The following is a 13,412-nucleotide window of genomic DNA, read 5'->3' on the forward strand; positions in this document are numbered from 1 at the left end:
ACAAGGACCTGTGGATGCTTCAGTCCGCCCTCAATGCGGGCGCGGAGCTTGACCGGAAAGAGGGCGTGGCGTAACCATGTTTAACCGAACCGCCGATCCACTTTCCACGGAGAATGGGACAGGCTCATGACGACCTATTCCCGCTGGGCAGCGCTTTTTCTTTTTACGTGTCTCGTGTCCGGTCCCTTCCTGGGCGGTTGCGGCGGCGGGGATGACGACGATTCGCCTTCATCGGACTTCGGCGAACCCGGTGATGACGACGCGCGGGACGATGACGTGGCCGATGACGATTCCACGGACGACGACGCGCTGGACGACGACACGACCGATGACGATTACGCGGACGACGACTCGCTCGACGACGACACGGCCGATGACGATACCGAGGATGACGATGCGGCCGACGACGATACGGGCCCTTGCGAACCCCGGCTTCATGCCTATGACGGATTTGAAGACTACCCCGTGGGCCTTTGGCGCGACCACGGCGACTGGCTGCTGGTGAGCGAGCAGGTCGAGGTGGAAAAGATCCGCCGCTTCGACTCGTCCCGGGGGTTGAAGGCGCTTCACGTCGGCGGGATGTGGCTCGCCGGGCTCGAAGACTCGAAATACATCTGGCAGGAGTTGATCGGATACGACCTTCCCACCGACACCTGCGATGTCTTCTGGATCGAGATCGACGGAAAGTCGTGGATCACCCCGGGCAACGGCGGCATCGCGGCATGCGTCGCGCCGCGGTTTGGCTACCCGGACAGCGACACGATCTGCGCCGGCACCGACATCCGTGCGTTTTGGACCAATTTCAAGCTGAAGATCGACAAGGTGAGCCGGACCGTGGACGTGTACGTGGACGACGAACTGCAGGGAACGACGGACATGGAGGCGGACTACCCCGTGTTCATGTTTCAGGGGGCGTCCGTCTGGGGCGGCTATTACGTCCCCCACATCGCCATGGACGAGTTTTCCATTTACGACGACGGCTACGAGCGCTGATCCGCATCGAGCCGCAGGCGGCCGCGCCACAAGCGGGAGCCCTCACCCCGGCTCGCGTTGCTCGCCACCCCTCTCCCGTCATGACGGGAGAGGGGCAGGGGTGAGGGCCGACGCCCGACTGTGCCTCGCCGAATCGCGTCGCTATAATCGCGGGCGATGGCGACCAACTCGACGATGACGCGCGTGCGGGCGCGGTTGCGCGGACTGTCCGCGCTCGGACTGCGTTTCCAGGTCATCGGGCTCATGACCGCGCTCACCGTGTTCCTCGTGCTCGCGCTGGGGAGCGTGTGGCTGCGTCTCATGGAACGCAACTTCGTGCGCATGAAATTCGAGACGGGCTCGGCCATTCACGCGTCGTTTCAGGCGATGATCGCGCTCGAATGGGAAGGGCGCACGAGCCTCGTCATCGGTGACGCGGACCGGCAGCGGCTGACCGAGATCGCGCTCAACTTCGCGAACCACAACACGCTCACCGAGATCTTCGTGGTGGACGCCGACCGCCGCATCGCCGGGCATGAGCGGTTCGATCTGCTGGGCGAACCGTACCACGACGAGGACTTCGACAAGGCTTTCGCCGGACTCACGATCGTCCACACCTTTTTGCCGTCGGACGCGGGCGGCGGCATCGATCCGGACGACCGCGTGCAGATCACCGCGCCGATTTTTTTGGGCAAGCACGTCGCGGGCGCGGTGCGTCTGGGCGTGCCGATGGGCGACGCGGCGGCGGCGCTGGCCGCCACGCGGCGCGTGCTGATTTTGTACACGATCCTCACGGCGATCCTGACGACGATCGTCGGCACGATCGCGCTGATGCGCCTCATCATCCGGCCCGTCTCGGAGCTCGCGGCGGCCACGGCGCGCATCACCGAGGGCGACTACGGCCACAAGATTCCCATCCGCTCCGAAAACGAAATCGGCGTGCTCGCCCGCGCGCTGGCCAATCTGCACCTCACGCTGCGCGACCGCGACCGCAAGGTCACCGAGCAGCGCACGCACCTGCGCAGCGCGGCCGAGCGGCTGGAGCGCGCCGAGGCCGAGGTGCTGCAGCAGGATCGTCTCGCGTATCTGGGGCGCGTGACGGCGGGGGTCGCGCACGAGGTCGGCAATCCGCTGGGCGCGATCAACAACTACCTCGGCGTGCTGTCGGGTTCGCCCGATCTGGCGGGCGAGGACGCGGAGATCGTCACGCGAATCCAGCGCGAGGTGGACCGCATCGACCGCATCATGCGCGAGCTGCTCGATTTTTCGCGCCCGCGCCGCGCGCAGCTCGTCCCGACGGATCTGGCCGAACTCGCGCGCGAGTGCGTGACGATTCTGCGCGACCAGCGGCAGGTGGACCGCGTAGCGCTCGACGTGTCGGAGCCACCCGCGCCGCTGCCCGAGGTGCAGGTCGATCGCGCGCAGCTCAAGCAGGTGCTGCTGAATGGGCTCATCAACGCACGCGACGCGATCGCGGCACGCGACGAGAGCGGATCGGGGCGCGTCGAGATCGCGTTCGAGGTCGCGCCGTTCACCGACACACTGCTGCTCGAATCGCGGCTGCCCGCGGCCGCGAACGGAGAGGACCGCGCGGCGTTTACCGATCTCGCGCGGCGCGGCATCGCGTTTTCGAGCCCGCCGCCGTTTGCGCGCGATGAGTCGCTCGTGATGGCGCACCTGCGCGACGACGGCCCCGGCCTCGGCGCCGAGCAGGCGCAGCGCGTGTTCGAGCCGTTCTTTACGACCAAGGAGCCGGGGCGCGGCACCGGGCTCGGACTGGCCATCTGCCAGCGAATCGTCGAGAATTTCGGCGGTGTGCTGCGTTTCGAGAGCCGCGACGCGGCGCGCGGCGCGCCGACGGGCACGGTGTTTTCGGTCGTGCTGCCGCTCGCGCGGCGCGAACGGGCACGTCCGGCGAATCTGAAGGACGACGTGCTCGCGATTCTGGGCGAACCGGAAGACGAACACACATCGGAATCGACGGGCGAACGTCCGTAACGGATCGAAGGAAATGACCAACAAGAACGGCCGGATTCTGGTGGTGGACGACGAGGAGCCGATGCGGCACAGCCTCGAAACGCTCCTGCGCCGACAGGGCTACGAAACGGTCTCGGCGACGGACGGGCAGGCGGGACTCGACACGCTCGAATCGGCGGGGCCCTTCGACGCGGTGCTGTGCGATTTGCGCATGCCGAACGTGGACGGCATGGAGTTCGTGCGCCGCGCGGTGGAATCCGGCCACGTCATGCCGATCGTCGTGATGAGCGCGTACGGCTCGATCGACAACGCGGTCGAGGCGATGCGCATGGGCGCGTACAGCTTCGTGTCCAAGCCATTCAAGCCGGGCGAGATCGCCGTGGTGCTCGGCAAGGCGCTCGCGCACGAGGCGCTGGTGGATGAAAACCGCCGCCTGCGCGAGGAGCAGCAACGGCAGAACACCTTCGAGGAGATGGTGGGGCGCGACGACCGGATGCGCGAGGTCTTCGACGCCGTCCAGAAGATCGCGCCGTACAAAACGAGCGTGCTCATCACCGGCGAATCGGGCACGGGCAAGGAACTCGTTGCGCGCTCGATCCACCGGCGGTCGGCGCGCGCGGGGGCGTTTGTCGCGGTGAACTGCGGGGCGATCCCCGAGAACCTGTTGGAATCGGAGCTGTTCGGCCACGTCAAGGGCGCGTTTACCGACGCGCGCTTCGACAAGGCGGGGCTGTTCGTCGAGGCCGACGGCGGCACGATGTTTCTCGACGAGATCGGCGAGATGCCCAAGCACCTGCAGGTGAAGCTGCTGCGCGCGCTGCAGGAGGAGGAAATCCGCCCGGTGGGTGGCGGGGTGTCGCGACTCGTGGACGTGCGCATCGTGGCGGCGACGCAGCTCCCTCCCGCGGACCTGGTGCGCGACACGCGGCTGCGCGAGGACCTTTATTACCGGCTCGCCGTGTTCCCGATCCACATTCCGCCGCTGCGCGACCGGCCGGGCGACATCCCGCTGCTCGTGGAGCACTTCGTGAAGGTGCATCGCGCCCGGATGGGGATCCGCGTGCAGGGCGTGCGCCAGAAGGCGTTGTCGGCGCTGATGGAATACAACTGGCCCGGCAACGTGCGGGAACTGGAGAACGTCATCGAGCGCGCGATGGTGCTCGCGGGTTCGGGGTACGTGGAGACCGAGCACCTGAGCGACGTGATCCGTCTGCGGCGCATCGTGAGCGACGCGGGGGTACCGGAACAGATGCCGCTCGCGGGCGGGGAGTTGTCGATCAAACAGAACTCGCGCTACCTGGAAGAGGTGGTCATCCGCAAGGCGCTGGCCAAAACGCGCGGCAACCGCACGACCGCGGCGAGGATGCTCGAGATCTCGCACCGGACGCTGCTGTACAAGATCCAAGAGTACCAGATCGACGACCTGTGACGGGTCCCGCGGCTCGAATCCGACCTCGACATGGGGAAAAGTCCCGCAAACGTGCTACGCAATAACTCACCCCGCTATGCAAAAAGATTCGGATTTTGGTGTTGCGCCCTGCATTTTCCCCTTGGAGATTGTGGAAAAATTCCCTACAATCACCGCACTTAGGTGAGGTGCGGGGTATCGGGGCACAGTTTTTGCTCAAAGCGCACGCGGAGGAATCTCATGATGTCTGACGACGAACGGAGCGAGCAGGTTCCCGGCAGCGCGGCGACCGCCGGAAAAAGCGGCGACGAGCGCGGCGGGATCATGCGCGGATTCAGCCTCATCGAGCTGCTCGTGGTCATCGCGATCATCTCGATACTCGTGGGCATCGGATTCCTCTCGATGCTGCACTACGGAATGGTCATCCGGGTCAATGCCTCGGCGCGGGACCTGGGCGGCCACATGCGGGTCGCGCGCGCGGAGGCGATCTCCAGCGGCACGCGCTATCTGTTCCGCTTCTCGCCGAGCCAGGCCTACCTCTACGGTCCCTCCAACGTCGGAGGCAACGGCTTCGCGGGATCGGTGAAGTCGAACCTGCTCCAGGAAGGCATCGTGTTCGGCGTGCTGTCGGCCTCGCCGGCGGTGCCCGGCCACCACTTTCCGCCGTGCGGAATCAACATTCACGGCGGCGGCGCGGCGGACTGCGCCACGCGAGACGTGCTGGTCAACCGCGACGGGACCTTCAACGTCGACGGCGTCGTGTACATGATTCCCGGTATCGACCAGGCCGGCACGGGCGTCCGCGACGATCGCCAACGCGCGGTGGACTGGTCGGCGTCGTCCGGCCGCGTGCGCGTCTGGCGTTACTTCGCGTCAATGCACGACTGGCGATAAGGAGGATGGCCTTGCGTCTTTCGACCCATCACGCCGCGGACCGTCGCCGGTCGAGCGGCTTTTCGCTCGTCGAAGTCATCGTGGCGATGTTCGTCCTCACGGTCGGCATCGCGGCGCTCATCCCGGCACTGAGCTTTAATATCAAGGCCAACCAGCGGGCGAAGTCGTACGGCATCGCCAACTTTCTGGCCGCGAAGCACATCGAAAAGATCCTGTCCTGGTCGCCTTATGAAAATCAAAGCGGCGTTTACGGGATCGAGTCGGACAACGCCGAGCTGTTCGGCAGTTTCCCGAATCAGATGACCCCCGGCGCGAACAACGTCTTCCAACTGACGTCCGAAGTCTTTCACAACGGCTACTCGGGCTCGACCGGCTGCAACGGCATCCGCTTCGCGTCGTCGGGCGGCTACTTCGCCGTGGATGAGGGCGAGTTGCTCACGGGGGCGGTGAATCAGGACGACTGTGCGTCGGGTTCTTACCGGGGCGAGGACTTCAAGATCGTGCGCGTCACGGTGAGCTGGGACGACCGTTTCGGCGGCCACAGCATCGAGCGTCAGGCGTACGTGACCAAGAACTGATCCGAGAACTGACGGGACCGCGGGTCCGCGCGCGAAGTCGATTCGCGACGCGAACGAAGGAGCGACAGATGGCGAAACGGCGCGATATGCGAACTTCGGCGAAGCGGACGGTGCGCGGGTTCGTGCATCCGCGGCGTGCGTCGGGGTACGCGCTGGTCTCGGCGATCCTCGTCATGTTTCTGATCACGCTTCTGGGCATTCTTGCGATGGTGGGGAGCACGAGCGAGCAAAAAGTGGTCGGCAACATCTCCGAGGAGATGCTCATGTCCACTTATGGCGAGCAGGGGCTCTCGCGCATCACCTCGCACCTTCATTACATGAACCAGGGTTTGTTCGGCGCGGTGCAGGGCGCGGATTTCGGCGACACCGCGACCCGTCAGGTTCTCAACCAGGTTCGCGCCCTCGACCTGTTCGGCTCCGGCGCGTCGCCTTCCCAGGATCAGAACTTCCGTATCGACGCATGGCTCGATCCGCAAAATTTCCAGGGCCCCTACGATCGAGGCACGTCGCGGCCCGTGGCCATCTCGGTCGTCGTGACGAACCTTCTGTCGGGCTTCACCAAGGCGTTTCGCGCGAAGGTGCAGCCGACCAGCATCTGGGATTTGGCGTACTTCTCGAAAAATCACATCCCCGAGGCCCGCGCGAGCTGGACCGCCGTGGAAAACTGCGCCGGGGATGCCTCGTCGTGGTACGGGTGCCAAGCGGTCTTTCACGAGGAAGACGGGATCATCGGCGACATCTATCTGCGCAACTCGAAGGTCAAGCCGGACAACGCGCGCTTTTTCGTGCGCGGCGCGCCCACGCTGCAGGGGCAGGTGAGCTGGAAGAACATCGAAGCGTTCGATTACGGCGACGGCGGCGCCTCGCTCAATCAGACCGCCGGCGGCAACACGTCCACGGCGGCGCTGCGAGCGGCGTGGGGCTTCCGCAGCTACGCCAAGGACATCGACATGTTCCCCATCGAGATGATAACGAACGGCGGCGACGCGCAGGGCTTTCGCGGTCGCGCCGATATCGTGCTGAAAAAGCGCACCAACCGCGTCTGGAAGATTGTCTTTCGTAACGACCTCGATGTGGATCAGGACGGCGATTACGAGCAGGATTCGGGCGTGTGGTCGCGTTACGACAACAAGATCGGTGCGAACGACGGTCAGCGCGACTCCAACGACCCCGGCGTCTTCCTGCTGTACAGCATCCCCTACACCACCGATCAGGATGTCCGCGCGGCGCACTGGGGCGATTCGATGTACCGCCGGCATCAGGCGATGACCGACGCGGACGTCGGCGGCGAGATCTGGTCGAGCGGCGCGGCGTGGAGTGGGACCGACGTCACGGGCCCCGGCAAGTGCTACGGCGTGCGTCACAACGGCGAAGCGCTTTTCGATATGAAGCCCGCGTTCGACCCCGAGGACATTCACTACGAAAACTCGTCCGTGGGATTCGACTTTCTCTTCACGCCGAGCGCGGGCGTTTCGCGTTCGACCTTCCCCGATGCGCTCGGTGGCTGCTCCGGGAACTCGACGGGCATCATCTACGTCGAGGGCGACGTGCTCGTCTCCGGCATCGTGGACGGCAACGTCACGATCGTGGCGGCGGGCAACATCATCCTCGACCACGAGGTGCAGTACGAGGAGCACCCGAAGACACAGATCTCGACCAACCCCAACGCGCCGATCGACATGCTGGGCCTTTTCGCCACCGGCAACATCATCATCCCGAACAGCTACCCCAACACGCTGCCGGACCCGTCGGTCTATCTGCTGCCCGACAAGGAGCCGCTGCGTTACATCTACTCCGACGACTGGAGCGACGCCGACACCTCGGTCGGCATCACGCTCTCCGGCCGCGGCAACTTCGATCACCCGTATCCGGGTGTCGCCGACGACGGAAACGAGGAGATCCACGCGGTGATGGTGAGTTTCGGGCGGCAGACGTGCACGTTCAGCGGCGTGACCGCCACGTGCGCCGAGCCGACGGAAGCCCAGCTTCGCAACTTCCGCACCGGCATTTACGCCCAGGCCCGCACCTCGGACAAGTTCTGGTATTCGAACCAGTTCTACGATTACGCGGGCGCGGGATTCAACTCGACCGGCAACGACTCGGGCTCGTTGACGATCTGGGGATCGATGATTCAGGAATGGCCGGGCCGAGTCGGGTACGACCACCCGACATCGAGCTGCACCGACGGCGTCGGCACCAACTGCCGCCACATGGGTCACGACATGGTGCTGTATCACGACGCCCGGCTGAAGTGGCAGCTCCCCGCCAACCCGTGGCACATGACGGATAACCCCAACGGCTCCATCCCCTTCGGCAATGCGTCGTGGGATGTCGTGGAATGGGAAAACATCGACCCGAGCGAAGCCTCCGTGGAGGTCTGGTGATGTCGATGCTGCCGATGAAGTCCTTGATGGCGGTTCTGCCGATCGGGCAAAGGAACAAGGGTCCTCGAATGATGCGCACGCACACGCTGACACCGCGGCTTTCCCGGAACGCTCAGAATCGCCGTCGGGTCGCCGGTCACGCCGGCTTCTCGATGGTCGAACTGCTCGTCGCGATCACGCTGACGGCGATTCTCGTCGCGGTGATCTACGCGCTGTTCGTATCATACGAGCGCGCGGTCATGACCGAGGAAGGCCGGATCGAAATCGCCCAGGGTTCGCGCGCCACGCTGTCGCGGCTCAAATCCGACATGGAACTCGTGGGTTCGAACGTCATGTTCGAAAAAGGCCAACCCGGCATGATCTACGCCGGGCCGTGGGAGATGATGTTCAACGGCGACGTGAGCGACACGCAGTTCGAGCTCACGAACGGCTCGACGTTGACGTATCCGTTCTCCGGCGGCGGCAAAACCTACACGGGCAAGTTCTACGACTCGCCGGCCGAGACCGTCCACTACTACATGTCGACGGGAACCTCCACCGCGTCGTCCGACATGGACTACTCCTCGCATACCGGGGATCGCGTCCTCGTCCGTCGTTTCAACGGCAATCCCAACAGCGAGGTCGCGGTCGGTTACGGCATGCTGCAGGACATCGACGGCAGCTCTCAGTATGCGTATCCCGACGGCGCGCGCGTCACACCGCTGTTTTCGTTCTGGGGCGATTTCGATTTCGACCCCGAGACGCCGCCCACTCTGTGGGGCGACTCGGACGGCAACGGTGCGCTGAGCGACGGTGAGATGCAGGCGCTCTATCAGGGGTCCTACTCGCACTCCTATGCGGGTCCATTCGGCTCGGTCAGCATCTCCGGCCTGGCACGCGGTGCGATGTATCTCAACAACGTGGCGGGCAGTCCATCCAACACGGAGGACGCGGACGGAGACGGCCAGCTCGACTACGGCGAGGATGTGAATCGCAACGGACGTCTCGACGTCAACTTGCTCGACTCGGCGATCACGCGCATCGATCTGAACGTGACGATGGTCGCGCAAAGGCAGGACAAGCAGGGCGCGGCCTTCATCCACAATTCTCCGTACAAGGAACACACGGTCCGCACGTCGGTCGATCCCCGCAACCTCGGCAAGCCGGTTGAGCGCGACTGCGCGGGCAACCCAGATCCGCCGACGGACGCGGTGGCCGCCGAGGAGGATTGCGGACGTGGCGTGTATGTGAGCTGGAACCAGTCGTCCGACGACGGCCTGAACGACAACGACGTGCTCTGGTACGAGATCTACCGTTCCACCAATGGCGGCACGCCGGCGTTCCACACCGTCGTGGCGGCGAATGGCGGCACCAACACCGCGGCGTGCGGCGGCAAGGATTACTGCTTCGTCGACGCGAACATCGAGCCCGGTGACACCTACATCTATTCGATCTACGCGGTGGACTGCGGCGATAACCACTCGACTGCCGTGACCACCGGTTCGACGACGCCCTCGCAGGAGCCCGTTCTGGAGCCGACAGATCTGACGGTCTGGGATTCCGGCTGTTACAAGAGTGCGCAGGACTTCGGCTCGATCACGCTTCGCTGGCACCGCTCGACGGGTTCCGGCGTGACTGAGTACTGGGTTTATCGATCCAACGGAAACGTCACGGACGAGATGATGTCGGTACCCATCGCCAAGATTTCGACCAGTCACGCGCAGCTCAACACGACCTGCTCGGCGGGAGCGACGTCGTACATCATGGCGGAATACCAGTGCCGCAACGCCAAGTACTATCGGTACAACGATTACTACGTCTGGCGCGACGAGCTCGACTCGCCGGGACGCAACGCGTCCTTGCCGCCCATCGATGGCGCGCAATTCGGCATCAAGACCGGCGGCTATAATCCGTCCTTCGACGAAAACAACATGATGCGTTACCAGTACGAAGTACGGGCCTACAACTCCAGCACCGAGTGCCTCTCCGATCCGCTCGATTACTTGAGCAACTGCGCTTACAACGAGGCCCAGTCCCTCAACTCCGAGGCGTCGAGCGACACGCCGAGTCGGTTCTCGCCCCCGTGGAATATCGAGATTCGCGACACGTCGCTCTACGACGGTTCCGACGTCGAGCCGGCGCTAACCGTTTCGTGGGACGCCTCGCCGAGCCAGTTTTGCGAAATCAGCGGCGCGGATGGGGATATTCCCGATCTGACGCGTTACTACGTCTACCGTTCCACAACCTATCTGGACTACGTGGTCGGAACCTGCCGTCTCCGCCACGCCTTGTTGAAAGAGGACGGCAGCGGCGTGATCGATGGGGGATTCCAGTTCTATTCCGCGGCGGGAATTCCCGCGAACGCCGTGGTGTTCAAGGGCGCGGCGGTCACGGCCGCGACGACGCTGAGCTACAGTTTCAAAGACCAGCAGTCGGCGCTTCAATCGGGGAATGCCTGGTACCTGAATATCGGCACCGAGGATCTCAAACCGGATACCGGGACGACGGTGGATTCGACCAACCACACGCTCAAGGTCATCGACCCGACGGTCGGCTATTGCTCGCCGTCCGAGTCGGTCTATGAGTACACGGTCGCCGCGGTCGCCACGAACGAAGGCGGAAACGGCGTTCCCCACCCGACGGATTGGTCCTTCGGTGCGGCATGCACCGAAAACGGCGTCTTCGACTGCGACTGCCCGGCGGTCATTCTGCCGCCATCCACTACCGAGTACTGCAACCTGCACGGCCCCATCACGGTCAACTGGACGTGGGATCAAGCACCGCCGTCGACTTCGACCATCAGACTGCTCGCCAAAGACGCGTTGAATCCGAATGCCGACTACTTCGTCGTCGACACCACGGTCTCCTGTACAGGCTCGAACTGTCTCGGCGACCACCAATACTCCGACCAGATCCCCGGCGTGACGTATGAGTACGCCGCCGAGGTGACGTGCCCTCTGCCCGAGGATTGCACGCGCATCGTCGACCTGAACCAGACCGAGGACGCAGGCTCGCCCTACGACTCGCACGTGTGCTTCAACAACGTGCCACCGGCGGGTTCGCCGTCGTGCCCGAGCGCCGTGGCGAACTGCGACACGGGCCTCACGTCGATCGAGCTGCGCGAGTGGCTCCAGAACTGCTCCACCACGGTGCAGACGAGCGAAAACGAGGTGTGGTGGAAGGTCGAGCGTTACTCCACCGACGATCCCAACGGCGCGTTCCCGACCAATCCCGAAAACGGCGATTGGGACGGCACCAAGTACACCGGTTACTGGCTGCGCGTCGGCGCGGGCGGCGCGTCCATCTGGCAGCCGTCCGGCTACGACTACTCGGCCTACGGCCTCGTCAACCTGCGCGGGCTGCTGAACCAGCAATACAGCGGCTCCGCGATGCGCTCGTACATGTTCTCGGAGTACCTGAACCCGACCCGCAAGTACAAATACGTCTTCACGATCATGGTCGAGCATCCGGCGGGCGGCGGGCACCCGAAACCCTCGTGCCAGCAGCCCTTCGGACCCAACGCCTACGGCACCGGCGGAGATCAGTGCGCGGGCGGTCTGTATCCGACGAACGACCCGTTCGTGGTCATCGTCGACTACATCAGCAAGGATCAGTGCTATCCGCCGACCGTCTCTCCGCAGGCCAGCAACGATGGCCCGGCGCTCAAGACCGCGGGTTATCCCTGGGAGACCGACACCTTCAACTGGACGGGCAACTGGGAGATTCTCGAAGAAGGCAGCAGCTTCGGCAAATATCGCCCATGGATGGGCCGCGAGTTCGTCTTCCTGCACTGGGAGCTCCACATCCACATCCCGTTGTCGTTTCTGGGCCTGCCCGACATCAACATCGACATCGTCTTCCACATCGGGTCCCACGTCTTCGAATACACGGCGGGCACCTACATCCGCACCGACTTCGACGGCCTGTTCGGTTCCGTCTTCCAGTGGCTCGCGGAGTGGCTCTTCGAGATCGGCTTCGACCTGTGCGACTGGTGTCTCGAAATCCTGCACGTCACGATCTTCTGCGTCACCGACTTCTGGTCGAGCTGTCACTCCGACCTGCTCCACCTGAAGCTGCTCAACATGCTGTGGTCGAACTTCAACACGGGCGTCTGCGCGGCGACCTCGCCGGGCGACAACCAGGAGATCGAAGGCGACATCATGATGCAGATGCACATGCGCACCGACTCGCAGGACATGCGTCTGAACCCGACGTTCCGCGGAAAGTTCCGGCCGTCCGACAACGGCTTCAACATGCTCCAGACCGAGCTCGACTTCCGCGACCCCAACGTGCTGCGTACGCGTGTGCAGTACACCTACGAGGAGGACGTCAAGGAGTTCACGACGGCGTCGCACACGATCACCAACGCCGAGGACGACGACTGGTGGTCGGTCTTCTATCTGATCTGCACCAACCATATGCCCACCTCGGCCTATTACAACGAGACCTTCGTCGCCATGTGGGCCAGGCCCGATAACGCGCAGACCTGGGACTGGTACAACCAGTGGTGGGTGAACCCGCCGCGCTTCACCTGGAGCACCTACGGGCGCACCACGGCGGGCATCGGTTCGATCGACATGTCGGGAACCATTCCGGCGGGTTGCTCGGGCTACTGCTCCAACACCGGCGGCGGCACGTACCGGTGCAACGACGGCGCGCCGCTCCGGTGCGTCGTGTACCAACAGGGCAAGGTCGGCGTTTGGGCGGATCCTTTCATCGACTTCGGCGATCAGGATTCGTACTACGACAACGTCCGGATCAACGCTTACTGCGGCAAGTGCCCGCCCGACAACATCGGCACGTGGCTCGCCACGGCGTTCACGCCGGAATCGCCGGAGGACATTCGGGTCACCAAGTTCGGCGATCTCTGATCGCGCGCATCGCTCACGCGGCGCCTCCTTCATGAATCACGTGGAGGAGGCGCCTTTTTTTGTACGGGCACCGTCGCAAATTGGGCGAATTTGGTGAAAAACGTCGGAAAAATACGTCCGGCGCAAAAAACCCCTTGAATTTTCGCCGGATTCCGCCGATTTTCGGAACGGACCCTTGGAGAACGGGCGAGGTGCGGCGACGGAACCGGCGCAGGGGGAAACGCGCGGTTCAAACGGTGGGTGGACCGGTCGCCAATACTTAAACCCGTTTTGGAACAACGTGGGGACAAGGTGCTCAAATTCAAGGGTTTTTTCGTTTAGCTGGGTCTGCGTGCGGAGGAAAAATCGG

The 13,412-nt window shown here is 63.9% G+C and carries 7 protein-coding genes; all 7 read left to right on the forward strand.

Annotated features, from left to right (window positions below; all coding sequences use genetic code 11):
- Positions 1-126 precede the first annotated feature (126 nt).
- Entirely contained in the window at positions 127-993 is an 867-nt protein-coding gene (locus tag IT350_08190) for a hypothetical protein (protein ID MCC6158019.1), read from the forward strand.
- A 174-nt stretch (positions 994-1,167) separates the two neighbouring features.
- A complete protein-coding gene (locus tag IT350_08195) occupies positions 1,168-2,970 on the forward strand; it encodes a HAMP domain-containing protein (GenBank protein MCC6158020.1) in 1,803 nt (600 codons plus the stop codon).
- 13 nt (positions 2,971-2,983) lie between these two features.
- Positions 2,984-4,378: a sigma-54-dependent Fis family transcriptional regulator gene (locus tag IT350_08200; protein MCC6158021.1), complete on the forward strand. Its 1,395-nt coding sequence runs from the start codon at positions 2,984-2,986 to the stop codon at positions 4,376-4,378.
- A gap of 219 nt (positions 4,379-4,597) precedes the next feature.
- A complete protein-coding gene (locus tag IT350_08205) occupies positions 4,598-5,251 on the forward strand; it encodes a prepilin-type N-terminal cleavage/methylation domain-containing protein (GenBank protein MCC6158022.1) in 654 nt (217 codons plus the stop codon).
- Between the two features lie 11 nt (positions 5,252-5,262).
- Positions 5,263-5,829 carry a prepilin-type N-terminal cleavage/methylation domain-containing protein gene (locus IT350_08210; GenBank protein ID MCC6158023.1) on the forward strand — a complete coding sequence of 189 codons (567 nt, stop codon included), beginning with the start codon at positions 5,263-5,265 and terminating at the stop codon, positions 5,827-5,829.
- 68 nt (positions 5,830-5,897) lie between these two features.
- The gene (locus IT350_08215; protein MCC6158024.1) at positions 5,898-8,213 is read left to right on the forward strand and encodes a pilus assembly PilX N-terminal domain-containing protein; all 2,316 of its coding nucleotides are present in this window, start codon (positions 5,898-5,900) and stop codon (positions 8,211-8,213) included.
- Positions 8,213-13,063 carry a prepilin-type N-terminal cleavage/methylation domain-containing protein gene (locus IT350_08220; GenBank protein MCC6158025.1) on the forward strand — a complete coding sequence of 1,617 codons (4,851 nt, stop codon included), beginning with the start codon at positions 8,213-8,215 and terminating at the stop codon, positions 13,061-13,063. The genes IT350_08215 and IT350_08220 overlap by 1 nt, the downstream gene beginning before the upstream one ends.
- Positions 13,064-13,412: the final 349 nt, after the last annotated feature.

This window comes from Deltaproteobacteria bacterium, from assembly GCA_020845895.1.
In the GTDB taxonomy this organism is placed as follows: domain Bacteria; phylum Lernaellota; class Lernaellaia; order JACKCT01; family JACKCT01; genus JADLEX01.

What these genes read in the sequence shown, in the direction of transcription:
- IT350_08190 (MCC6158019.1), top strand. Translation starts at nt 127, where the DNA reads ATGACGACCTATTCCCGCTGGGCAGCGCTTTTTCTTTTTACGTGTCTC.
- IT350_08195 (MCC6158020.1), top strand. Translation starts at nt 1,168, where the DNA reads ATGACGCGCGTGCGGGCGCGGTTGCGCGGACTGTCCGCGCTCGGACTG.
- IT350_08200 (MCC6158021.1), top strand. Translation starts at nt 2,984, where the DNA reads ATGACCAACAAGAACGGCCGGATTCTGGTGGTGGACGACGAGGAGCCG.
- IT350_08205 (MCC6158022.1), top strand. Translation starts at nt 4,598, where the DNA reads ATGATGTCTGACGACGAACGGAGCGAGCAGGTTCCCGGCAGCGCGGCG.
- IT350_08215 (MCC6158024.1), top strand. Translation starts at nt 5,898, where the DNA reads ATGGCGAAACGGCGCGATATGCGAACTTCGGCGAAGCGGACGGTGCGC.
- IT350_08220 (MCC6158025.1), top strand. Translation starts at nt 8,213, where the DNA reads ATGTCGATGCTGCCGATGAAGTCCTTGATGGCGGTTCTGCCGATCGGG.